Origin of the sequence: Vibrio chemaguriensis (genome assembly GCF_012275705.1) — a bacterium.
GTDB lineage: Bacteria > Pseudomonadota > Gammaproteobacteria > Enterobacterales > Vibrionaceae > Vibrio > Vibrio diabolicus.
In genome coordinates, this window is the sequence record NZ_SHOE01000001.1 from 1 (window position 1) to 23,818 (window position 23,818).

General features: G+C 44.7%; 16 protein-coding genes. 8 read left to right on the forward strand and 8 right to left on the reverse strand.

Translation table 11 applies throughout. The features are described 5' to 3' along the window. Nucleotides 1-507: 507 nt before the first annotated feature. The 4 genes from EX191_RS00010 to hemL form a co-directional block, all read right to left on the reverse strand. Nucleotides 508-3,894 carry a hybrid sensor histidine kinase/response regulator gene (locus EX191_RS00010; RefSeq protein WP_048625952.1) on the reverse strand — a complete coding sequence of 1,129 codons (3,387 nt, stop codon included), beginning with the start codon at nucleotides 3,892-3,894 and terminating at the stop codon, nucleotides 508-510. Nucleotides 3,895-4,119: 225 nt separating this feature from the next. Beyond that, on the reverse strand, nucleotides 4,120-5,145 hold the full coding sequence (rsmC, locus tag EX191_RS00015) for a 16S rRNA (guanine(1207)-N(2))-methyltransferase RsmC (protein WP_193446940.1): 1,026 nt from the start codon (nucleotides 5,143-5,145) through the stop codon (nucleotides 4,120-4,122). Between the two features lie 75 nt (nucleotides 5,146-5,220). Beyond that, nucleotides 5,221-6,306 (reverse strand): AI-2E family transporter, encoded by a 1,086-nt coding sequence (locus EX191_RS00020; protein WP_048625951.1) that lies wholly within the window; start codon nucleotides 6,304-6,306, stop codon nucleotides 5,221-5,223. A 346-nt stretch (nucleotides 6,307-6,652) separates the two neighbouring features. Further along, nucleotides 6,653-7,948 (reverse strand): glutamate-1-semialdehyde 2,1-aminomutase, encoded by a 1,296-nt coding sequence (gene hemL, locus EX191_RS00025; protein ID WP_012841437.1) that lies wholly within the window; start codon nucleotides 7,946-7,948, stop codon nucleotides 6,653-6,655. Nucleotides 7,949-8,319: 371 nt separating this feature from the next. Between hemL and erpA the strand changes: the two genes are divergently transcribed. The 3 genes from erpA to vmeK all read left to right on the forward strand — a co-directional run bounded on the left by erpA (nucleotide 8,320) and on the right by vmeK (nucleotide 12,999). Continuing rightward, nucleotides 8,320-8,661: an iron-sulfur cluster insertion protein ErpA gene (erpA, locus tag EX191_RS00030; protein ID WP_005380031.1), complete on the forward strand. Its 342-nt coding sequence runs from the start codon at nucleotides 8,320-8,322 to the stop codon at nucleotides 8,659-8,661. A gap of 105 nt (nucleotides 8,662-8,766) precedes the next feature. After that, a complete protein-coding gene (locus EX191_RS00035; protein WP_193446941.1) occupies nucleotides 8,767-9,885 on the forward strand; it encodes an efflux RND transporter periplasmic adaptor subunit in 1,119 nt (372 codons plus the stop codon). Nucleotides 9,886-9,894: 9 nt separating this feature from the next. After that, nucleotides 9,895-12,999 carry a multidrug efflux RND transporter permease subunit VmeK gene (gene vmeK / locus EX191_RS00040; RefSeq protein WP_193446942.1) on the forward strand — a complete coding sequence of 1,035 codons (3,105 nt, stop codon included), beginning with the start codon at nucleotides 9,895-9,897 and terminating at the stop codon, nucleotides 12,997-12,999. 65 nt (nucleotides 13,000-13,064) lie between these two features. Here vmeK and EX191_RS00045 read toward each other — a convergent pair whose 3' ends face one another. Next, nucleotides 13,065-14,357, reverse strand: a complete 1,293-nt coding sequence (locus EX191_RS00045; RefSeq protein ID WP_065645536.1) for a peptidoglycan DD-endopeptidase ShyC — start codon at nucleotides 14,355-14,357, stop codon at nucleotides 13,065-13,067. Between the two features lie 130 nt (nucleotides 14,358-14,487). Between EX191_RS00045 and tyrS the strand changes: the two genes are divergently transcribed. Further along, nucleotides 14,488-15,675, forward strand: a complete 1,188-nt coding sequence (tyrS, locus tag EX191_RS00050) for a tyrosine--tRNA ligase (protein WP_193446943.1) — start codon at nucleotides 14,488-14,490, stop codon at nucleotides 15,673-15,675. Nucleotides 15,676-16,093: 418 nt separating this feature from the next. After that, the gene (locus tag EX191_RS00055) at nucleotides 16,094-16,939 is read left to right on the forward strand and encodes a magnesium transporter (RefSeq protein ID WP_012841442.1); all 846 of its coding nucleotides are present in this window, start codon (nucleotides 16,094-16,096) and stop codon (nucleotides 16,937-16,939) included. Here the strand turns inward: EX191_RS00055 and dacB are convergent. Both dacB and EX191_RS00065 read right to left on the reverse strand, forming a co-directional pair. After that, complete coding sequence (dacB, locus tag EX191_RS00060) at nucleotides 16,918-18,339, reverse strand: serine-type D-Ala-D-Ala carboxypeptidase (protein ID WP_005394673.1); 1,422 nt, start codon at nucleotides 18,337-18,339, stop codon at nucleotides 16,918-16,920. The genes EX191_RS00055 and dacB overlap by 22 nt on opposite strands. Before the next feature lie 186 nt (nucleotides 18,340-18,525). After that, on the reverse strand, nucleotides 18,526-19,548 hold the full coding sequence (locus EX191_RS00065) for a porin (RefSeq protein WP_046875051.1): 1,023 nt from the start codon (nucleotides 19,546-19,548) through the stop codon (nucleotides 18,526-18,528). Nucleotides 19,549-20,093: 545 nt separating this feature from the next. Between EX191_RS00065 and greA the strand changes: the two genes are divergently transcribed. Then, nucleotides 20,094-20,567, forward strand: coding sequence for a transcription elongation factor GreA (greA, locus tag EX191_RS00070; RefSeq protein ID WP_005380065.1), 474 nt, complete (start codon nucleotides 20,094-20,096; stop codon nucleotides 20,565-20,567). Nucleotides 20,568-20,650: 83 nt separating this feature from the next. On the opposite strand, the gene yhbY is transcribed toward greA, so the two are convergent. Continuing rightward, on the reverse strand, nucleotides 20,651-20,947 hold the full coding sequence (gene yhbY, locus EX191_RS00075) for a ribosome assembly RNA-binding protein YhbY (protein ID WP_005380066.1): 297 nt from the start codon (nucleotides 20,945-20,947) through the stop codon (nucleotides 20,651-20,653). 138 nt (nucleotides 20,948-21,085) lie between these two features. Between yhbY and rlmE the strand changes: the two genes are divergently transcribed. Together rlmE and ftsH are read left to right on the forward strand one after the other, a co-directional pair. Next, nucleotides 21,086-21,715, forward strand: coding sequence for a 23S rRNA (uridine(2552)-2'-O)-methyltransferase RlmE (rlmE, locus tag EX191_RS00080; protein ID WP_005388985.1), 630 nt, complete (start codon nucleotides 21,086-21,088; stop codon nucleotides 21,713-21,715). Between the two features lie 108 nt (nucleotides 21,716-21,823). Next, nucleotides 21,824-23,797 (forward strand): ATP-dependent zinc metalloprotease FtsH, encoded by a 1,974-nt coding sequence (gene ftsH, locus EX191_RS00085; protein ID WP_164666318.1) that lies wholly within the window; start codon nucleotides 21,824-21,826, stop codon nucleotides 23,795-23,797. The last annotated feature ends 21 nt before the right edge of the window (nucleotides 23,798-23,818 follow it).

Here is a 23,818-nt window from a genome sequence, read left to right on the forward strand (position 1 = left end):
GACTTACATTGCCGTTTACTCATCCTTTTATCTCAGTAATTTCGGATAACGCTCGCATCATACATATTACTGCGGTTGCTTGTATGTTGTTTTTTTTTTTGAGATGTGTATAAGAGACAGCATGCAGAAAATGTGTTAATTAATTAGCTAAAAATTAATCTGCCGTTCTGTTGTGATTGAGTTCGCAATCTCTGTCAATTGTTGGTTAAAAACCGTTTGTTATCTGAAAAATAGTCTCTTTTATCGACAGTTTTCTCTCATTTATTGCTCTTTTTTTATTGTGAAAATGAAGTGTTTTATTCGCTCGACTCAACCTAATTTGGGCAGGTTAGAGCGATAGAAGCGTATGTTTGGAATGCCTGCCATGGACAACTTTGTCCAGAGGCTTATTCGGCATTTTAATGTGGTAACGGTAGAGAGTCGCTGTATTGTTCGTCGTTAGAGAAAGAGAAGGCTTGGATAGTAAAAAGCCCAGCGTATGCGCTGGGCTAGTTTTTTTGATAGGTATTAGCTGGTCAACAGTCGCTGTAGTTTATCTCGTTGAGCTTCGATGTACGCACGCTCAGGACTCTGTTCTTTACAGTGTTCAAGGATGAATTCTATCGAGCTCAATACCGTTCTCCAACGTGGCGTTTTCGGCAGCGTTTCTATACGCATGTATTTATCCAAAGTGCGTGTTTGCAGAGTGCTACGGTCAAGATAAACGCGCCATAAGCCACTTTGTTCGGCAAATGCGAATTTACTTTCACCAGTGACTGACTCCCAATACTCTAAGGCATGTGTCATTGCGTCGACCAGAATTTCTCGCATTAGCTCTTGTTTGTCTTTTTTGTTACCAAGCGCTTTGTCTGCAAGGCGTGTAAACTCTCCACCGAGTTCTTTCAGCTTCTGCAGCTGGTCTTTATCGCCATCAAAAGCATAACTTGAAAGCACCTCTACTGCGGTTTCTAGGTTGTGTATGCGAGCGGCATTGGCTCCTCCGCCAACATTAAAGATATACATGACATCTAAGCCTGAGCCTTCAGGTAGTTTAAGAATGTCTGCTTCGATGTTTTGACGAATATCTTCAATATAGATATCAATCTTGCCACAGTAATGAGGTTGTTTGACGGTCAGATACTTAGGTGCAATCAACTCATCGGCAGATGAACGTTTTAATTGTTCTAAGTTACGCTTGAATAGCTTGCAAGCAGCTTCATTAGCAAACCGAATACGCTTATCTTCACGCAAACAGATAATCGCTTCAGGAGCCGATTCCAGTTGTTCCAACAATCGCCCTTGAGTTTCTAATAAGCTTGCCTCTACAGCCGCTCGTTGGCGAAGTTCAGATTCAAGTATCTTATTCTCCATGTGGCGCATTTCAGCTTGGCTTGCCGTTAAGTGCGCTTGGATGCGCGCAGCTAGCTCTTGTTTATTGAATGGCTTAGATAAATAGTCGTTGGCTCCTGCTTCAAAGCCTCGTACACGATCTTCTGTTTGACTAAGCGCGGTGAGCATAATGATAGGTAGCTCGGCATGGTCATAAGTTTCACGTAATTCACTGCAGACTTGATAGCCGCTCATGCCTGGCATCATGATATCCAATAACAGGAGTTCCGGTTTTTCCTGCTCAACGAGTGCTAATGTTTCTGGTCCATCAGAGACGGTACGTACGCGATAGCCCTCTAAACGTAAGAAGCTCTCAAGCACACGCAGGTTTACTGGTTCATCGTCAGCGACATACAGTAACGGGCCGTCTGGATTCTCTGGCAGTGATAAGTCTTCATTGTTCTCTACATCGATTTCAGGAATCTGGAAGTGTCCGTGCGCTGCAAGGGTTTGAGTTGTTTGGATCTCTTCTTCACTGGCAAGTGGTAACGTGAAACTGAAGGTGGTGCCGACCATAGGCTGGCTGCTGACGTATAACGAGCCACCCATCAACTCAATCAATTGACGGCTAATCGAAAGCCCGAGCCCCGCACCTTGACGATAGCGACTTGCGTCTTGTCCCGCTTGGATAAGTGGTTCGAAAATATGTTCAAGATGTTCTGCGGGAATACCTTGCCCAGTATCCACAACTTGCACACGAACATGATCATCAACCACATTGGCGGAGATAACGATTTTACCTTCTGAGGTGTACTTAATCGCATTACCGATCAGGTTATATAACACTTGTTCAAGGCGTTGAGGATCGGCAGACACCGCTTTCAAATCCGCTGGTACTTGGTTGATGATACGGATGGTTTTATTTCCGAGTAAATGGCTGGAAAGCTCTAGTACCAGTCGCGTTGCACTGGCTAAACTCACCGCTGACTTCTGGATATCCATGCTTCCGTAACGCATTTTATGATAATCCAATAAGTCATCAACAAGGTTTGCGAGACGTTGCCCACTTTTAATGATGATATCAAGCTGATATTTTTGGCTAGCAGGAATAGCACCGTTAGCGCCGGACGCTAAAGTCTCAGCGATTCCGACCATGCCGTGCAATGGTGTGCGAAGTTCATGAGAAGTGGTGGCTAAGAACTCATCTTTAAGTTTGTCGGCCAATTGCAGTTCATCATTTTGTTTTTGAATGATCTGGATGTTGCTCTCGAGCTCTTCATTTTGCTTCTTAATGGTTTGAATTTTCTCTCGAATAGAGCGTTGCATTCGTTCAAAACTCAGCGCAAGACGGCCAATTTCATCTTTGCGAACCGTATTAAAGGTGGTGTCATCAAGATCTCCGGCAGACACTTTTTCGGCAGCCCAAGTTAACTTCAGCAACGGAGAAGTAATAAAGTTTGATAAATAATGGGAAGCGATTACCACTAGAATGATGGCGATCAGCATGGCGATAACAAACAGTTTTTCGAGTTGATGAATACGAGCGAAAGCTTCGTTTTCAGGTAATTGCACGACGAGTGCCCAAATAACACCACGCGTTTCAATCGGTGCATAAGCAGCGATGATCTCTTCACCTAAACCGTTCGTGTAAGTGCCGACGCCAAATGCACCAGAGAGTGCTTTATCGATCACTTCTAAGCTGTTCTTAATGTCATCTTGCTTGGTGTTAATTGTGCGAGGTTGGTGATCATTTCCAACCAGTAAGGTATTAATGGATGACTCTCGGTTGGCGTCTGCGGCTAACTTCGTGATGCCATTATTTGGTAAGCGGAACATGGCATAGCTGTGTAGGTAGCCTTGCTGAACAATTGGAGCACCTAACCAAGCGACTTGTTTACCACCTTCCAGTTCGAAATCAGACACAATCACAGGGGTGTAGTCTTCATTCACCTTACGGCGTTCAGTGACGTCATCAGCTAGACGCTTGAAGGTTTTGCCAAGTGCTGAGTCTTTGTAGGGGCCTGATAATAAGTTTGTTCCGTAGTTATCGTCTTTGTTGATCGAGTAGGTGACATTACCGTTGATATCGACCAGCAAAATATCATTAAAATCAGAGCGCTTGAGGAGCTCCAAGTAGGCCCAGTGGTAACGTTTATGTAAGAGTCGGTAACGTTCACTTCCGACATAGTTGGAAGACTCGGGTAACGTTGACGTTTTGATTTGATCTCCGCTGCCTTCAATGTAGCGCTGTTGGGCATTTTTACGAGATTCTTCAATGTCATTACCTAAACGACTAAAAGCATTGACGAGACCGTAGAATCGACCACCACTGGCGTAAGCCAGTTCAGAGCGCACAAAGCCCATGACTTCGGTTTCCCGCGCCTCAAAGTAGTCGATAATTTGCTGTTGTTTTGTATCTCGAACAGACAACAAGTGTGAGGTGCTTTGTTCTTGCAGATCTTTACTGTGGGACTGTAGGAAAAAGATCGCAGTAATAGTAAGAGGTGTGATACTGAGCACCAGAAATGCGGTCATCAGTGTACTCTGAAGGCGCTTAAATTTCTGTTTTTTGTAGAATTTAAACATGGATAAGATTACAACTCATAAAGGGCAGTTCTAAAATGTACTTCGCTGCCGAGGTTCTCGTTAAAAACGGATAAGAAGTTCAACTAGATAGAATTAACAAAATTAACGAGTTTTTTTCTTTGACAAGAAAGTTAGTTGTAAAGCGTGCAGGGTGACGCAGTTTTTCTTATGAGTGTTGAGTTTTTGAGAAAAAATCGCGCAGGATTGTACCTGCGCGAGGGAAGATTATGACTTTTTCGCGTAGTAGATAGAAAACTTATTGGTCTTATTTAGCGTCTCGCAATTATTAAACGCTCGCTCAATAATTGGTGGATATTTTAAGAAGCTATTCGCGACAATGATCATTTCACCATGGTTATCGAGATACTTTGGAGCCTGACCCAAGAGTGTTTCTGCTGCGTTGTAGTTCGTATCCAAACCACTGTGGAAAGGTGGGTTACTGATGATAAAACGATAATCGTCGGCAGTGTCTGAGTAAATATCAGAGGCGAATACATGGCCGGTTAATCCATTGGCTTTTAGTGTGGCTTGACTCGATGTGATGGCATACGCGTTAATGTCACACATCTCAATCGCAATTTCCGGATTGGCTTTTGCCATGAAAGCACCTAACACCCCAGCACCACATCCAAAGTCGAGGACTTTACCTGATAGAGTAGGTAGGGTTTCGAGTAATAGGCGGCTACCTAAATCGAATTCGCCATGACTGAATACTCCAGGCAAGCTCTTAACAGTCAGTGATTGCTCACCAAGTGTGACCGTAAAGGTTTTAAACCAGTCTGCTTGATTGAACGGCTTTGGTTCATTGAGGCAAGTGCCCCAGTAAAATGAACAGCGACGAGCGGAATCGTATTTATTGACCGGGCCATACTCTTTGAACATCTTCTCGATGCTTTTAACACCTGAGCGGTTTTCGCCAACCACTACAATTTCAGTGTTCACGCCTAGTTTCGCCATCAACATCGCCAGAAGGTATTCGGCTTCGGCTTTGGCTTTAGGCCAGTACAAAAGCACCATGTCTGCTTGTGTCTCAGTATTAAACTCAGAACCAAAATGGCTTTTAACCTTGTTATGAGTGCGAATTTGACGGTAGAAGCTGTAGTTTGAAGTGAAGACTTCCACAGATTCACAGTGTTTGGTCAGTTCAAGTGGAAAGAGATCTTCGACTTCACCTGCAACTAAAACATGTTTTCCGTTGAAGTACTCGAGCTGACGCTGAGCTATTTGGCTAGGAGCGATATAAGCAGACATAAATTGGGTTCATCAGAAATAATTGGGGCAGATTTTCGCACAATCTGCCCCAAGCTTGAAGTGATTAAGCTGTGACTAGCTGTTGTCTTGCTGGTTGAGGAAGTCTTTGAATTCTTCTTCGTAGATATTAAACAGTACCATTGTCACGGCAAAAATCAGTGGACCGTAAATCAGGCCGATCAATCCAAACAGGTGCAGACCACCCAGTAACGAGAAGAAAATCATTAGGGTGTTCATACCTGCGCTGCCTTGCATTAGCAGCGGACGCAATAGGTTATCAATAGAACCAACGACGACCACACTCCACACCGTCAAGAAGATAGCCCAAGTCATATCGCCTGTTAAGAACAAGTACGCCGCTGCAGGAATCCAGATTAGTGCGGTTCCGACCACTGGGATGAATGATGCAAAGCCCATCATCGTTCCCCAGAATAACCCCGGGAAGCCAGCAAGCCACATACCGATACCGCCAGCCAGACCTTGAGCAATCGCTGTCATGAATGAGCCCATCACGGCTGATTTAGAAACTTGCTCTATCTCTGTCAATATGCGGTCTTCTTGGCTACGTGAGAGTGGCAGAATATGACGAATCGCAGAGATAATTTTGTCGTGGTCACGAAGCAGAAAAAACAGCACAAACAGCATCAGGAAGAAGTTCATTAGGAAGTTGGTGGCGTCTCCTAAAATCTTGGCGCTGATAGCAACTAGGTTAGAGCCAAACGATGTAGCAAATTGACCAATTTTTTCCGCAATGGCTTTTGGCTCGATTTTATCGAAAGGTAAGTACTCATTAACTATAGCTAAACCTTTGATAACGAAAGGATGTTGGAATATATCTTGGATGCCGCCATTCGTGACCCAGTTGTACGTATTTTGTGAAAAAACAGAGCCTTGTTGAACAATGGCTGCAAACACAAATAGCAGTGGTATAACGATAATAAACGTCAAGACGACACATGACAGCAGTGCGGCCATATTGGGGTGCTTGGGAATTTTTCGCTCAAACCATTCGTGTACCGGAAACATGAGCAAAGAAATGATAAAAGCCATCACAATGGAATTGATGTATGGCTCAACCAATAAGTAGCAAGCAAAAGCAGCGGCGAGTAAAGCGACCATTAGCACTCGGTGACTCGACGTTATTTTTACATTATTTGGCATGAGATTAGTCCAACTTACAGGTGACGTTTACGGTTTGCGCCTTCAAAGATGGCGTTGAACCTTTATTACTTTGCACTCTTAACTCTTTCAAGCTTATGACAATGCCGAATTAGAGCAGAGCAATATACCTTGTTATAATGACCACAAATCAGTCGGTTATCAATCAAGAGATGAACTATGGGTTGTTGCAACGGTGATAAAAAGTGTCAAACCGAGAAAAAAGCCAAACGAATACCGTGGTTTGGCATTGTTATTGGTGTTTTAGCAGTATTGGTTATATTGAATTGGCAATAAAAAAGGACCGTGATGGTCCTTTTTTAAATTAGTTATCGCAGCTTTTAAGCGATTATTTTGCTTCTTCTGCAAGAGTTGCAAAACAGCGGTCAGCCGCTTCTAGCGTGGCATCGATTTCTTTTGAACCGTGAGCAAGGGAAGTAAAGCTCGCTTCGAACGCTGAAGGCGCTAGGTAGACACCGTGTTTGAGCATTAAGTGGAAGAAGCGCTTGAAGCGTTCCACATCGCACTTCGTTACGTCTTCGTAGCAAGTCACTTTTTCTTGGTCAGTGAAGAAGAAGCCAAACATGCCGCCCACTTGGTTCACAACCAGAGGAATACCGTGTTTCTCTGCTAGAGACTTAAAGCCATCTGCTAGTTGTTTGGTTTTTGAAGCTAGGCGTTTTTCGTTGCCTTCTTCTTTTAGAAGGTTCAAACATGCATAGCCTGCAGCCATTGCGACAGGGTTGCCAGAAAGCGTACCTGCTTGGTAAACCGGACCCGTTGGCGCAACGTATTGCATTACTTCTTTACGACCACCAAAAGCACCCACTGGCATACCACCACCGATCACTTTACCCAGTGTCGTTAGGTCTGGCTTGATGTTGTAGTGCGCTTGTGCGCCACCAAGTGCCACGCGGAAGCCTGTCATTACTTCATCAAAAATCAGTAGGGCGCCTTCTTGATCACAGATTTCACGTAGACCTTCGTGGAAGCCTTCCACTGGTGGGATACAGTTCATGTTGCCTGCAACTGGCTCAACGATGATACAAGCGATTTCGCCTTTGTTAGCAGCGAATAGCTCGCGTACAGAATCTAGGTCGTTGAATGTTGCTGTTAGCGTGTGCTTAGCAAAATCTGCAGGAACGCCAGGAGAGCTTGGTTGACCAAGGGTCAGTGCACCAGAGCCCGCTTTGACTAGTAAGCTGTCTGCGTGACCATGGTAACAACCTTCAAACTTCATGATCTTGTCGCGACCAGTGAAGCCACGTGCAAGGCGAATCGCGCTCATAGTCGCTTCGGTACCAGAACTTACCATGCGAATTTGCTCCATTGATGGAACAAGTTCAGAAACTAACTCTGCCATCGCGATTTCAAGTTCAGTTGGTGCGCCGAAGCTAAGGCCGCGTTGCGCTGCGTCAATGACGGCTTCGCGGATAACCGCGTGGTTGTGGCCAAGAATCATTGGACCCCAAGAGCCAACGTAATCAATGTACGCTTTACCATCGGCATCAAAAATCAGTGGACCGTCTGCTCGTTCGATAAATAGCGGAGAGCCGCCAACGCCGTTGAATGCACGAACTGGTGAATTGACACCGCCAGGGATGGTTTGCTGAGCTTTTTGATACAGCTCTGATGATTTGGTCATGGGGTTATCCTCTTTTGATTGCTCGGACCAAGTGGAACGCATTGTACCTAGCTATAATCAAGTTAGAAACTTTTTGCTAAATTTATGTGTTGTTTAGCCGTGTATTAGCATCAACTGATGGCTTTTCTACTGCGTTAACGGCTTATCAAGTAGAGCCACTACATTTCAAAGCCTCTACTTTGTATAAAAAACACAAAGTGCTACAAACATCATATATAAAGGCCAACAAACCCTAGATATACGCACTAATATAAAGAATCGGCGGCGAATACTTGAACGAGTTTGTCAGGTATTGGATAATCGTGTCCAATTAGTACAAATTTGACGTCTCGCTTAAGGCTTGACGCATTACACGAGTGAGAGAGGTCTTCGTGAGCGAAGTAAACGTACCATTATCTTTTTCTGACGCAGCAGCATCTCGCGTTAAAGCATTGATTGCTGAAGAAGAAAACCCAGCATTGAAACTGCGCGTATACATTACTGGCGGCGGCTGCAGCGGCTTCCAATACGGCTTTACTTTTGATGAAAATGTAAACGAAGGCGATACGACAATCGTAAACAGTGGTGTAACACTGGTTGTAGACCCTATGAGTCTGCAATATCTCGTTGGCGGCATTGTTGACTACACAGAAGGGTTAGAAGGAGCGCGCTTCTTTGTAAACAACCCAAATGCAACGACAACATGTGGTTGTGGTGCATCGTTCAGTGTGTAATTAACACTAATCAGGCAGCCAGTGGCTGCCTGAACTTTACGTAGAAGGATGTCACGTAAAGTCGCTCTCGCAGAATATGCAGAGAAATAATAAAAAGGACTTTATATGTCTGGATCGTCTTTCGGACGTCGCATTGTCGAGCGCCCGTGGCTAGTATCTCTTATCCTCATATTGCTTCTTGTTGCATGGCTGGCAATCGGTCAACTGAAAGCACAAGATGATAATCTCAATTCTTCATCCTCTTCAACGAACACCACGCCACTTGCAAAGGTGATGTTCGACACTTTTATTGCTGAACCCACAAGTAAAACCATCGAACTGTATGGACGGACTGCCCCCAATCGTCAAGCGCGCCTTGGAGCTGAAGTCGCGGGTAAAATAGTCAGCCTCAATATAGAAAAAGGTCAAACAGTCAAGCAGGGGCAAGTGATCGCAAGCATCGACAAGCGCGATCTTGGTATTCAGCTCAAGCGGGCTCAGGCGATGCTGTTGGTTAAAGAGAAAGAGTTTAATGCAGCTAAATCGCTAAAAAGTCGCGGACTACAGGGCGAAGTTGCGTTTGCGACAGCACAAGCGGCATTGGTGGATGCTCGAGCGAATTTGAGCAACGTGCAAACGGCATTAAGAAATACCGAGGTGAAAGCACCATTCGATGGCATTGTTGATCACCACTTTGTTGAGTTAGGCGACTTTGTAGGGATTGGCGATCCTATTGCGACGGTCATTGATTTGGACACTTTGGTGATTGAAGCTAATGTCAGTGAGCGGCATATACAATACCTTAAGGAAGGTCTACAAGCCGATGTAAGAACCATTAACCAACAGCATTATCAAGGTCGGGTACGTTACATTGGGCGTGTTTCTTCTGCTTCTACTAACACCTTTCCAATTGAAATCGAAATTGATAACCAAGACGCAAGAATTCCGGCCGGTATGAGCGCTGAAGTACAGTTGCCGTTGAGTGAAGTGTTAGCGGTAAAGATTACGGCTGCAATGCTAGCACTCGATGAAGAAGGTAATTTAGGCGTTAAAACACTGCGTAATGAGCATGTTGAATTTGTTCCGATTCAGCTCGTTAAGGCCGAGGATGATGGTGTTTGGCTCTCTGGGTTAGGAGAGCGAGCCGATATTATCGTACTGGGGCAAGGGTTTGTACGCGATGGCGATCAAGTACTGGCCAACAAAGTTGATGACGTAGTTGTTGAAGCGGCTAGTGAGCAGTAAGGAGCACTTATGTACACTCTGATTGATGCTGCGTTATCCCGCGCTCGCACCATGCTGACATTATTAGTGATGATTTTAATTGCCGGTGTCATTACTTACGTCACGATCCCCAAGGAATCGAGCCCTGATATTACCATTCCTATTATCTACGTTTCCGTTGGACATCAAGGCATTTCTCCCGTCGATGCCGAGCGTTTATTAGTTCGCCCAATAGAGCAAGAGTTGCGCTCTATTGAAGGCGTAAAAGAGATGACCTCTGTAGCATCAGAAGGTCATGCTTCGGTGACGCTGGAATTTAGTGTTGGAGTGGATCTTGATAAAGCGATGGCAGATGTCCGAGACGCCGTTGACCTTGCGAAGCCAAAATTACCAGAGGACAGTGATGAGCCAACGGTAAATGAAGTCACGTTTGCATCTGAAGAGCCTGTTTTGACTGTTGTTCTATATGGCACCGTACCAGAGCGGACCATTGTACAGATTGCCAGAACGCTACGTGATCGTTTGGAGAGTTTCCGTCAGGTTCTTGAGGTTGAAATCGCAGGGGATCGCGAAGACATCGTGGAAATAGTTGTCGATCCGCTATTGATGGAAAGCTACGGTCTCGATCAAGCGGATATTTATAATTTAATCGCCTTGAATAACCGAGTGGTTGCAGCGGGATTTGTCGATACTGGGTATGGACGCTTTTCGGTAAAAGTCCCATCGGTGTTTGATTCACTGAAAGATGTGCTTGAGCTGCCAATCAAAGTGAATGGCAAAGAGGTGATCACCTTTGGCGATGTGGCGACAGTACGACGTGCATTTCGCGACCCTGAAAGTTTTGCTCGTTTAGATGGTGAATCTGCCATCGTTTTGGACGTAAAAAAACGGGCAGGGGAAAACATCATTGAAACGGTTGAGCTGGTAAAAGAAGTACTGGCTCAGGGTCAGAAGCGCGCCGAGTGGCCCGACAATTTGCAAGTCAAATATACTTGGGATCAATCCGACGATGTCAAATTGATGCTCAGTGATCTACAAAACAATATCTTATCCGCAATTATCCTCGTCGTGATCGTCATTATTGCTATATTGGGGGTTAGGACCGCGCTTCTCGTGGGTATTTCTATTCCGGGATCGTTCTTGACTGGGTTGTTGGTGTTATCGGTATTTGGGCTTACGGTCAATATCGTCGTACTGTTTGCCTTAATTATGGCGGTGGGCATGTTGGTGGATGGTGCCATTGTGGTGACAGAGTTTGCTGACAGGCGCATGCAAGAAGGTACGCCACGTAAAGAAGCCTATCGAGATGCAGCAAAGCGGATGGCATGGCCAATTACCGCATCCACTGCAACCACATTGGCAGCGTTTGCTCCGCTGCTTTTCTGGCCTGACATCACCGGTGAGTTCATGAAGTACTTACCATTAACTTTAATTGCTACTTTGGCCGCTTCGCTGATGATGGCGTTGCTGTTCGTTCCTGTCATTGGTGGGATCATTGGCAAGCCTCAAGTAGTCAATCAGAAAGCTCAGCGAGAAATGGTTGAGCTGCATAACGGCAACTTTGAAAAAGCGACAGGCATTACCAAGCTTTATTACCAGACTCTGTCGGTAGCGATTCGTCATCCATGGAAAGTCTTACTCAGCGCGATACTGCTAGCGGCAGGTGTCGGCTTCACTTACAACAAAGCTGGCTTGGGTGCAGAGTTTTTCCCTGAAGTGGACCCTGCCTTTTTTACCGTTAAAGTTCGTTCTTATGGTGACCTGTCTATTCACGAAAAAGATGTGGTTATGCGCGAAATCGAGAAGGTGATGCTCGGTCATGACGAGTTTGAAAGTGTCTACACGCGCACAGGATCGAGCGATAATGGGGACGAGATTGGCCAGATTCAAATAACTCCTGTGGATTGGCAGTATCGACGCAAAGTGAAAACCATTATTGAGGAACTAAAAGAGACGACAGATCGCTTTTATGGTGTTGAACTTGAGTATAAATTCCCGGACGCAGGGCCGCCCGTCGAGCATGATCTCGTGATTGAAGTGTCATCACGAAATTTGAGTGTTAGTGCGTTAGATGAAGCAGCCAAAAAAGTACGACACTGGGCTGATGGTAATCCTGCACTGACCAACTTGAGTGATACCACTAATAAGGAAGGGATTGATTGGCAAATTGATATCCAGCGAGATGACGCTTCTCGCTTTGCAGCGGATGCTACCTTAGTTGGGAATACCGTCCAGTTTGTTACGAACGGTTTGAAAATAGGCGATTATTTGCCCGATGATGCGGATGAAGAAGTCGATATTTTGGTGCGCTATCCACAAGATAAGCGCGATATTGGTCGATTTGACCAACTGAGAGTGAAAACGGCAGCTGGTTTGGTGCCAATCACGAACTTCGCTCAAATTAAGCCAAATCATAAGCAAGATACCATTCGTCGTGTAGACGGCCATCGAGTTATCAATATCAAAGCAGACATGGTGGAAGGTTACAATTTGGCGCTTGAGCTACCGAAGATTGCCGCTGGAATGGAACAGCTCGACTTACCGGAAGGCATTGAATATAAGATTAGGGGTCAAAATGAAGAGCAGGAAAACTCATCAGCATTCTTACAAAATGCTTTTATTGTCGCGCTTGGTGTGATGGCTCTGATTTTAATTACGCAGTTTAATAGCTTTTATCAAGCTTTCTTAATCCTCAGTGCTGTGTTGTTTTCTACCGTTGGGGTCTTTGCTGGATTGCTTATTTTCCAAAAGCCATTTGGCATCATCATGTCGGGAATAGGGGTGATTGCGCTTGCAGGTATTGTTGTGAATAACAACATCGTATTAATCGATACTTATAATCAGATGCGTAAACGTGGCTTAGAGAAATCTGAGGCTATTTTGCGCACAGGTGTGCAGCGTTTAAGACCCGTTTTACTCACGACGGTGACCACCATATTAGGCTTATTGCCAATGGTGTTAGAAATGAACATCGACTTAGTTAACCAGAAAGTGGAATTTGGCGCGCCAAGCACTCAATGGTGGTCTCAACTTGCGACGGCTGTCGCGGGTGGATTGGCGTTTGCGACTTTGCTAACACTGGTTCTGACACCATGCTTGCTCATGCTCGGGAGAGAGCATCACTCCGAAAAGTAAGCTTCATCGTGATGATATTAAAGAAACAAAAAGGGCAGCTGAGCTGCCCTTTTCAATGCATCAATTTACTTCATTGCTAACAGTTTGCTGTAGCGCTCAAGCTTGTCCATGCTAATTTTTGCGTTTGCCATGAAAGTTTGTCTCGCTTTGCCTGTTAGGGATTTAGACTGTGGCAAATTCACCGTACGCGGGTTTTTGTGGACACCATTCACAAGGAACTCATAGTGCAAGTGAGGGCCTGTTACACGACCTGTTCCGCCAAGCGTACCAATGGTTTGACCTTGTTTAACGCGTTGACCCGCTCGTACCGTACGTTTGGTTAAGTGCAGGTACTTGGTAATGTAAGTATTGCTATGTTTAATGAAAACGTAGTTACCATTAAATTTGTTGTAAGACGATTTTTGAACGACACCATCGCCTGCCGCCCAAATCGGGGTGCCGACTGGTGCCGCATAGTCCGTGCCTCTATGAGGGCGAACGCGTCCCGTCACTGGATGTAAGCGGCGTGGGTTGAAGTTAGACGAAACTCGACGGAAATCCAACGGCGCGCGTAAGAATGCTTTTTTCATTGCACGCCCATTTTCGTCGTAATACTTGCCACTTTTCTGATCCAGTATTGCGGTAAAGGTATCGCCTTGGTTTTTAAAGATCGCAGCAATGATTTTTCCGCGTCCAATCACTTCACCTTCTACCACTTCCTCTTGGTAAAGCACTCGGAAGCTGTCGTTTTTACGAATATCTAAAGCAAAGTCGATATCCCAGCCAAATATGCCGGCCAGTTCCATGATTTGGTTGCCATTTAATCCTGAAGAGATTCCCGCATTCCAAAAGTTTGATTTGATGGTGGCTTCAGCGTAGTTGTACTGGAAGTCGACTTCTTTTTTATCGACTTCTGAGACGTATTTGCCGTCTTTTAACGTGATACGAAAAGTTTCGAATGCGCTTAATGTTCTTCTTAACTGTACTAAGTCGTTGTTTTCATCAAAACCGAATTGCAATCGATCGCCAGGTCGAAGCCGGGTTAATTGCTTTTCCACTTCTTTGTCTGATGAGACAAGCTCATGCAATAGGCGGGCAGAAAGCCCCACGCGACTAAACAAGATGGCGGCACTCTCACCATTTTTCACTTTGTACGTTTCCCAACGCAGTACAGCGGAGGACGCTGGAGACGAACTGTTTAGTGCACTGAGTTCTAGGGAAACTGGCACAGGATAATGTTGACCAACTTTTAATCGGCTCTGCTGCGGGTCTAGGTCTTGCGGATCAGGTAAAAAGAAGAGCGCGAAGATAATCAGCGCACTAAAAAAACCGATCAATACTTTGTGCAAGAGTGGTAGTCGGACAAAAATCGAATGCATGAGGTACTTGATTGCTAAATTAAACGGAAAAATTGACAACTACCTAGTCTAACGTGTTTCAAAATGCATCGCTATTCAAGTAATATGTTCAGCTATTATATTTTTGCCAAATCTGTGGGAGTGAACAAGAATGGCGAGCATTGAAGCTGCACTAGCCGAGATTAAGCGCGGTGTTGAAGAGCTGATTCCAGAAGAAGAGCTTATCGCAAAACTAAAAGAAGACCGTCCTCTACGTATTAAATTGGGTGCGGATCCTACGGCTCCAGATATTCACCTAGGTCATACGGTTATTTTCAATAAGCTTCGCTTGTTCCAAGAGCTAGGTCATGAGGTGACGTTCCTAATTGGTGACTTCACTGCAATGGTTGGTGACCCAACAGGTAAAAACACAACACGTCCACCGCTAAGCCGCGAAGACGTATTGCGTAATGCAGAAACTTACAAAGAGCAGGTATTCAAAATTCTAGACCCTGCAAAAACTAAGATTCAGTTCAACTCTGAGTGGTTATCTGAGCTTGGTGCAGAAGGTATGATTCGTCTTGCTGCAAACCAAACCGTTGCTCGTATGCTAGAGCGTGATGACTTTAAAAAGCGTTACGCGGGTGGTCAGCCAATTGCTATTCATGAGTTCATGTACCCACTTCTACAAGGTTGGGACTCAGTAGCAATGGAAACTGACGTTGAGCTTGGTGGTACTGACCAGAAGTTCAACCTGCTAATGGGTCGTGAACTGCAAAAGTCTCACGGTCAAAAACCACAGGTTGTACTTATGATGCCTCTTCTAGTGGGCCTTGATGGCGAGAAGAAGATGTCTAAGTCAGCAAACAACTACATCGGTATCAGCGAAGCGCCAAGCGAAATGTTTGGTAAAATCATGTCTATTTCTGATGACCTAATGTGGAGCTACTACGAGCTGCTATCTTTCCGTCCTCTGGAAGAGATTGCTCAATTCAAAGCTGATGTAGAAGCGGGCAAAAACCCTCGTGACATCAAAGTATTGCTAGCAAAAGAAATTATTGCTCGTTTCCACAGTGAAGCTGATGCGGATGCGGCAGAGCAAGAATTCGTAAACCGTTTTGCGAAGAACCAAATTCCAGATGAAATGCCAGAATTTGATTTTGATGCAGGTCGCCCAGTGAGCAATCTGTTGAAAGAAGCTGGCTTATGCTCATCATCGTCAGATGCGATGCGTATGGTTAAGCAGGGCGCTGTGAAGATGGATGGTGAAAAAATTGCGGACAGCAAATTTGCTCCAGAAGCGGGTACTTACGTGTTCCAAGTAGGCAAACGTAAATTTGCACGTATTACTATTCAGTAATCAATAATCGCTGCAAATGAAAGCGCCTGATGGGCGCTTTTTTTGTATAAAAATTTAGCGAAAAAGACAAAGTAAAACTTCCAAACATGTTGAACTTTGCTACTATACTCACGCTGCCAATAATGGCAGCGTTATCGGAGATTTACATGAACAATACCGACCATCCTCCCAGTCGTTGGGTGAGTAAGAGCAAGGGAGCGAAATAACCCGCTTCGGTATTGGCGATCTCCGCCTTACCTAAGTGGTGAGGCATCTTTTCTAATTTTCTTCTCGTTATTTCCTTCATACATTCTGAATAGACAGTGCATCCGCATTGGTCTTCTCTGTGCATCTTAATTGTTGTATGACTTTAAGTATGCAAGATTGACTTTGCGTGCCTTGTCGATGGTCGTTACCAATGCCAATCGGGAGATTCGCCATGACGGTAATGAACAACACTTTTATTGAAACAACACCAAACTTTTCTGAGGTAGAAATTGGTGCAGCTCGCAATGCATTTTTGCAGTATGAGCAAGAGCAACAAGTCCATTTGCTTACGATCATGCCGATTGATGAGGCGGTAGGTATTTTACAGCATTGCTCTGTCGGTTATGTGAATAGTCTTATTGCTCAACTTGAGCAAGCAGGCCATGACAAACGCGCACGTCATTATGCTCACCAATTGGGTTTGCATATGTCTGAAGTTGATACACCTGATGGTTATTTATCGACTAGTGTTTTGGGGCACGTGAAGCAGCGTATTGGGTGGATCATTGCACTGGCACTTTTGGGGATTGTGTCGGGTTTGATCATTGCTCAGTATGAGGACACCCTTAGCCAGCTCGTTTTGCTTGCGGTGTACATGCCTGTGATCGCTGCGGCTGGTGGTAATACAGGAACACAAGCTGCAACTTTGGTGATTCGTGCTCTTGCAACTGGGGAGCTAAAGAAACGCCAATGGCTAGAAGTTTTGTGGAAAGAGAGCCGCGTTGCTCTATTTATTGCGTTAGCTATCGCTATCGTGATGATTGGACGCATTATGTTATTTAGTGCCGGTCAATCAACAGGGGGCTTTGAACTTACCGATATCGCATTGGCAATAGCGGTTGCGTTATTCATCCAAGTAACAATTTCTACAACATTAGGTGGACTGCTACCAATTATTGCACGAGCTTGCAAGATGGACCCAGCGGTATTGGTGAGTCCAGTGCTTGCATCTATCGTCGATATTTCAGGGATGTGGATATACTTTAATGTGGTGAACTATTTCTTGGGTATCGCCTGACTAAAGTTCACAATATCACTATAAAAAAGCTGCTCAAAATGTGTAATAGGGGCGATGACAGGTTTGTTATCGTCCCTTTTTTCTGGGAAGTAGTCTGAAACAAACTGAACAAAAACGGTATTAGGTTGACCATTTTTATCCAAGCCATATCCGGCCATGTTGTAAGTTCCGTAGAGGGAGCCGCTTTTGGCGATCAATTGTCCTTTAATTGGCAACTTTCGCATACTTTGTCGGTACTTTAGTGTGCCTGACTCACCTGACTTCGGCATGATGGCGATCAGTTTAAGCTCGTCTTCGTGCTTCCAAATATAACGAAGAATTTCCGCCATTTTGGTGGCGGAGATACGATTGTTTCGCGAAAGTCCTGAGCCGTCTTCTAGGCGCGCATTACGAATATCAATACCAGTATTGGCGAAAATGATCTGCTTGATCGCCTCTGTACCGTTGGCAAAGCTACCTGACTGAACAAAAAACTTAGCGCCAAGTGTTTTGGTTAATGTATCTGCAATCAAGTTATCAGAGTTTTTAAGCATCTCTTCCAGAATGTCTGGTAATGCCTCTGATTGATGCATGGCGATTAGCTTGCGCTGTTTTTCCGGAGCCGAACCGATCCTAATCTTTCCTGATAACTCAATATTGAGCTGCTTAAGCAAAGCTGCCAATCTATGGCTGGTATAAAGTTCGGGATCTTGAACGGCAAATTTAAGTGGCAATGGTTTCTCCCTCTCAACTAAGCATCCAGTTAGCTTGTAGTTGTTATCAGGGTTTGCGACTAAGCCTAAATCGCAATGACGACTTTTCTTAATCGTTTTAGAAACGGTCTCGACAGTACTTGTTACACGAATAGGTTGATGCTCAGGTACGTAGACTCGAGTCCCACCGTCTTTTTGCGTATAGATAGAAGCCTGCACGCAGTTGTTATTGAGTGTGATGGTCGATGCCGGAGCGCTGTAGCAAACTCCCAAGATATCCCACGGCCAGCCCACTGCACGGTTGTAACCAGTGAATGCGCTGTTATCGAGCCATAAGTCACCGTCAATACGTTTTAAGCCATTTTTCTTGGCTAGGGTAAGAAGTGATTTTAAATCGTTGGTTTGGAGCGTTGGATCGCCGACAAAGTAAATCACTGCGTCTGAGCTCGACGCTTCTAGCTTGGTTCGAAAGCGGAAGTTATCACCCAGCTCTAACTTTGCCGCTAATGCTGTGACGATTTTTAATGTACTGGCTGGTGGGAACAGTTGTTCGGTAGGATGAACACCGTCAAGTTCAGCATTCTCACTGAGTTTTTCCGCGACTAAACTGATGCGAGAGCCTTCCGGCAACACTTCTTGATGAGGGTACGCTTGTGAAAAAGCAGAAAGTAATGAAGAGAATATGAGCAAGGGCCAACGTAAACGCATAATGATACTTTCTAAGGTGAGTTATGTGATTGAGTATACGCAAGTCCTTTCAATATGCTAGGTAACTAAAGAAATGCTTTATATGTCATCAGGAATGAGACATGAGAGAAAGGCGCGCGGCTTAAAATGGAGTATAAAAAATGCCCGCTTGTAGCGGGCATTCGATATTCTAGTCAAAGACCGGAATTAGAAGTCGTAACGTAGACCTAGAGCTAGCTCGTCTTCAGCATCGATCTTAGTTGCAACTGTTTTGTTCGTGTCAGTTGAACCAAACTTGTCACCTGCGTCAATCAGGTTGAAGTTGTAAGAAATGTAACCACGGAAGTTAGGCTTGAAGTAGTAAGAAGCATCAACAGCGAAGTTGTTTGCAGAAGTTTCGTTGTTAGTTTCTGCATTGTTGTACGTTGTTGTAAATACCGTTTGGCCTAGAGTGTAAGCACCCGCTAGCTCGTAACCAGTGTAATCAACTGTGTTACGGTTGTTTGAGTCTTCCATTTTCTCGCCGTCAGTGAATACACCAGCGAAGTAAAGATCAGACATTGTGTAAGATGCAGCTAGCATGTACTCGTTAGCTTCGTCTTGATCTGCGTAACCAGCACCTAGCTCAAGACCAGTGTCAGCTAGAGCGTAGATTGCAGATAGAGAGTAACCGTCTTGTTTGTTGTCGTAGTACTCACCAGTGTTTTTGTTTTCCATACGATCAGCGAAGCGGTAGCTTGCTTTAACACTTAGGTTTTCGAATTGACCTTTGTAAGCCATCATGTTGTCTGTACGGTCTGCTACAGCTAGTTTGTCTGCTGCAGAGTTACCGTGGTAAGCCATGATATCTGTGAAGTCAGTGATAACGCCTAGTGCACCTTCAGTTTTACCGTATGCGAACTCACCGTAAGCACCGCCAAGACCAGCGTAAGCAAGACGAGTTTCTAGATCGCTCTTGTCGTCGCCGTCTACAGTACCGTTTTGAGCAGTCTCAAATTCACCTTCCCAGAAACCAACACCGTATAGGTTGTCATTGATCTCTTGTTTACCAAGGAAGTTTAGACGGATGCGAGATTTGTCTTGAGCGTCGCCATCTTTCATAGATAGACGTGCTTCAGCACGGCCGCCCATTTCTAGAGAAGTGCCGTCTTGGTTGTAAAGTTCAGCTGCGTTTACGCCAGTTGCCATAGCTGCTGCAGATACAGAAAGAGCAATTAGAGTCTTTTTCATCTTATTTGTCCTAGTTAGCTGTCCATAATCATTGTTGTATGGGGGAGAGGTAATCTCTCACAAGTTGTTGGTCTATAATCGGCCAATGAGCGGTATAATTCGCCCTTGTAAGCCTTTGATCTAACAACTCGCTGGACATGTTTTACTGCTAAAGTTTCCGTATGAGTTAGTAAAATGATATAAATCGTATCGATGAACACTGTTCGATTGGTCTGGTTTTTGATTTAACTTTTTGTTTTAAATGGGATTTTGTGGCTATAACATTCGTCTGACATTGATTAGTTTTTATCTTTTTTGATGTTTTTGGTGTAATGAACAGTGTTGTTTTTCAACAAATTGCGACAGTGATGCACTCTACAATCGTTCTAAAAGTGACTTATATCATTATGCCGAAAGGGCATAGTCTTACAGCGTTTCGAATTAAGATGATTTCGTCCGGGAGTTTGTTTACACTAAATGAAATACATCTTTAAGCGCACTACCCAGCCCTATGGCAGGGTGGGCTTTTTTTTGTCCAAAGACCCATTTGGGCTTGAGGTTATAAAATGGAAAAAGTTCCAATGACACTACGTGGCGAGCAAAAGCTACGTGCAGAACTCGATCGTCTACTTAAACTACGTCCTCAAATTTCAGAGGCAATCGCTGAAGCTCGTGAGTTAGGTGATTTAAAAGAGAACGCAGAATATCACGCCGCTCGAGAAGAGCAGGGTATCTGTGAAGCACAAATCCGTGACATTGAATACAAACTGTCAGTTGCTCAAGTAATTGATGTAACGAAGATGGAGAACACGGGTAAAGTTATTTTTGGTTCAACCGTAACCTTGATTGACATCGACACCGAAGAAGAAAAAACATACCAAATTGTTGGTGATGACGAAGCAGACATTAAAGCTGGCCGTATTTCAGTAAGCTCACCAATTGCTCGTGGCTTGATCGGTAAGATGGAAGGCGATGAGGTTGCTATTCAAACTCCGGGTGGCGCGAAAGACTTCGAAATCGATCGAGTAGAGTACATCTAAGTCGTTGAGAGTAGTCTGTTACTCCAATAAAACGCAAAAAGGTCGCCAATGGCGACCTTTTTTCTTCAGCAACGTAAGTAGAATTACTTACGAGGGATTTCGATTTTACGCTCTTCAGACTGGCGGTACAGCACAAGCACTTTACCAATAGTCTGAACTTTTTCTGCGCCCGTCTCACGTACGATAGCGTCGATGATTAGCTGTTTTGTTTCACGATCTTCTGAAGCAACTTTTACTTTGATCAGTTCGTGATGGTTAAGAGCGATTTCAATTTCTGCTAGCACGGCTTCTGTAAGTCCATTTGCGCCCATTAGCACGACAGGTTTTAAACTGTGAGCTAGGCCTTTAAGGTGCTGCTTTTGTTTGGTGCTTAGGTTCATTACGCGGCCAATTTTCTTTAAAATAAGGGTTGAAAAAAGCTATTTTAACGCCATCTATTGCTGAAGACTATAATTTATTGAGTAATAGGTAGCGCCTATTAAAACAATAGCTCCAATTTGCGCCTTGTTGGGATTAAAATGAGTAAACAAAAACATTCGGCTAGTTCTGGTCGTTGGTTGAAAGAACACTTTGATGATAAATACGCGAATGAGGCTCGTAAAAAAGGCTATCGCTCACGTGCTTATTTCAAGATCGATGAGATTCAAACGAAAGATAAATTGTTAAAGCCTGGGATGACAGTCGTCGATTTGGGTGCGGCACCGGGCGGGTGGTCTCAATATGCTGCTAAGATAGTAGGAGACAGTGGTCAGATCATTGCGTGTGATTTGCTTCCTATGGACCCGATTGCGGGTGTCAGCTTTTTACAAGGCGACTTTCGCGATGATGCAGTATTGGAAGCTTTGCTAGAAAGAATCCAACCTTCAATGGTAGACGTAGTAATGTCTGACATGGCACCTAATATTGCGGGAAATAACTCTGTTGACCAACCTCGTGCTATGTATTTAGTTGAATTGGCTTTAGATATGTGTCGACAAGTTCTAGCGCCTAATGGTAGCTTTGTCGTAAAGGTTTTCCAGGGGGAAGGCTTCGATCAGTATGTGAAAGAAGTCCGAGACATGTTTAAAGCCGTAAAAATTAGAAAACCAGACTCATCGCGAGCTCGCTCTCGAGAAGTCTTTGTTGTAGCCACTGGTTACAAAGGTTAACCATTTTGCTCTCTTGAGAGCGTGTTAACACTATAGCTACAGTGAATGAACTGTAGTACCCTACCTTTAATTACAATTAGTTATCGAGAGGCTTACACCTTGAGTGACATGGCAAAAAATTTAATTCTGTGGCTTGTTATCGCCGTCGTATTGATGTCGGTATTCCAGAGCTTTGGCCCTGGAGAAAGCAATGGCAGAACCGTGGATTACACCACGTTTGTACAGGAAGTTGGCCAAGGCCAGATTCAAGAAGCAACTTTTAAAGACGGTGAAATTAGCTTTGTTCGTCGTGGCGGCGGTGCCAAAATGGTCACTTACATGCCAGTGTATGACCAAAAGCTTCTAGATGACCTAATTAACCAAAACGTGAAAGTACAGGGCACGCCTCCAGAAGAGCAAAGCTTGCTTGGTACTATTTTCATTTCTTGGTTCCCAATGATCTTACTGATTGGTGTATGGATTTTCTTCATGCGTCAAATGCAAGGCGGCGGCGGTAAAGGCGCCATGTCTTTTGGTAAGAGCAAAGCTCGAATGATGAGCGAAGAACAAATCAAGACAACTTTTGCTGACGTCGCTGGTTGTGACGAAGCAAAAGAAGATGTGAAAGAGCTGGTGGACTACTTGCGCGATCCAAGCCGCTTCCAAAAACTGGGCGGTAAGATTCCTACTGGTGTGTTAATGGTTGGTCCTCCTGGTACTGGTAAAACGCTTCTAGCGAAAGCCATTGCTGGTGAAGCAAAAGTACCGTTTTTTACCATCTCGGGTTCAGATTTCGTAGAAATGTTTGTGGGTGTCGGTGCATCTCGTGTACGTGACATGTTCGAACAAGCTAAGAAAGCAGCGCCTTGTATTATCTTCATCGATGAAATCGATGCGGTAGGTCGTCAGCGTGGTGCTGGTGTCGGTGGTGGTCACGATGAACGTGAGCAAACACTAAACCAAATGCTAGTAGAGATGGATGGTTTCGAAGGTAACGAAGGTATCATCGTAATCGCTGCAACTAACCGTCCAGACGTTCTTGACCCAGCGTTGCTACGTCCTGGTCGTTTTGACCGCCAAGTAGTGGTTGGATTGCCAGATGTACGTGGTCGTGAGCAGATTCTAAAAGTACACATGCGTAAAGTCCCTCTAGCAGGTGACGTAGAGCCTTCTCTAATCGCTCGTGGTACACCAGGCTTCTCTGGTGCTGATTTAGCAAACCTAGTCAACGAAGCGGCGCTATTTGCTGCGCGTGGTAACAAGCGTAACGTTTCTATGGTTGAATTCGAATTAGCGAAAGACAAAATCATGATGGGTGCCGAGCGCCGTTCAATGGTGATGTCTGAAGAGACAAAAGAGTCAACGGCTTATCACGAAGCAGGTCACGCAATTGTTGGTCGTTTAGTACCTGAGCACGATCCAGTGTACAAAGTGTCGATCATTCCACGCGGTCGCGCGTTGGGTGTGACTATGTACCTACCAGAGCAAGACCGTGTCAGCATGTCTCGCCAGCATCTAGAGTCTATGATCTCTAGCTTGTACGGTGGTCGTCTAGCGGAAGAGCTTATCTACGGTGCTGATAAAGTCTCAACAGGCGCGTCAAACGATATTGAACGTGCAACTGATATTGCTCGTAAGATGGTTACTCAATGGGGTTTCTCTGAAAAGCTTGGTCCTCTACTGTATGCAGAAGATGAAGGTGAGGTGTTCCTTGGTCGTAGCGTGACTCAGACTAAGCATGTATCTGATGATACGGCGAAGCTGATTGATGATGAAGTTCGTCAGATCATTGACCGCAACTATGACCGTGCGAAGAAGATTCTTCAAGAAAACATGGATATCATGCATGCGATGAAAGATGCGCTGATGAAGTATGAAACCATTGATGCTCGTCAAATTGATGATTTAATGGAGCGCAAAGCTGAAATTCGTGAGCCTGCGGGTTGGAGTGATAACTCAACTAGCAAACCTGAAGACAGCGAGAAGTCTCAAGCAAAGCCAGAAGTTAAAGAAGAAGCAACGGACGCTGCGAAAGATGCAGAAAAGTCTAGCTCTCCAGAAGCGACTTCTAGCGAAGCGCCTGAAAAGAAAGACTCTGAATAAAGAGTGTTGATAATAATAAAC

Bases quoted from the DNA above. Each gene is read 5' to 3' on its own strand.
- EX191_RS00010 (WP_048625952.1), bottom strand. From the start codon at position 3,894: ATGTTTAAATTCTACAAAAAACAGAAATTTAAGCGCCTTCAGAGTACA.
- rsmC (WP_193446940.1), bottom strand. From the start codon at position 5,145: ATGTCTGCTTATATCGCTCCTAGCCAAATAGCTCAGCGTCAGCTCGAG.
- EX191_RS00020 (WP_048625951.1), bottom strand. From the start codon at position 6,306: ATGCCAAATAATGTAAAAATAACGTCGAGTCACCGAGTGCTAATGGTC.
- hemL (WP_012841437.1), bottom strand. From the start codon at position 7,948: ATGACCAAATCATCAGAGCTGTATCAAAAAGCTCAGCAAACCATCCCT.
- EX191_RS00035 (WP_193446941.1), top strand. From the start codon at position 8,767: ATGTCTGGATCGTCTTTCGGACGTCGCATTGTCGAGCGCCCGTGGCTA.
- vmeK (WP_193446942.1), top strand. From the start codon at position 9,895: ATGTACACTCTGATTGATGCTGCGTTATCCCGCGCTCGCACCATGCTG.
- EX191_RS00045 (WP_065645536.1), bottom strand. From the start codon at position 14,357: ATGCATTCGATTTTTGTCCGACTACCACTCTTGCACAAAGTATTGATC.
- tyrS (WP_193446943.1), top strand. From the start codon at position 14,488: ATGGCGAGCATTGAAGCTGCACTAGCCGAGATTAAGCGCGGTGTTGAA.
- EX191_RS00055 (WP_012841442.1), top strand. From the start codon at position 16,094: ATGACGGTAATGAACAACACTTTTATTGAAACAACACCAAACTTTTCT.
- dacB (WP_005394673.1), bottom strand. From the start codon at position 18,339: ATGCGTTTACGTTGGCCCTTGCTCATATTCTCTTCATTACTTTCTGCT.
- EX191_RS00065 (WP_046875051.1), bottom strand. From the start codon at position 19,548: ATGAAAAAGACTCTAATTGCTCTTTCTGTATCTGCAGCAGCTATGGCA.
- greA (WP_005380065.1), top strand. From the start codon at position 20,094: ATGGAAAAAGTTCCAATGACACTACGTGGCGAGCAAAAGCTACGTGCA.
- yhbY (WP_005380066.1), bottom strand. From the start codon at position 20,947: ATGAACCTAAGCACCAAACAAAAGCAGCACCTTAAAGGCCTAGCTCAC.
- rlmE (WP_005388985.1), top strand. From the start codon at position 21,086: ATGAGTAAACAAAAACATTCGGCTAGTTCTGGTCGTTGGTTGAAAGAA.
- ftsH (WP_164666318.1), top strand. From the start codon at position 21,824: ATGGCAAAAAATTTAATTCTGTGGCTTGTTATCGCCGTCGTATTGATG.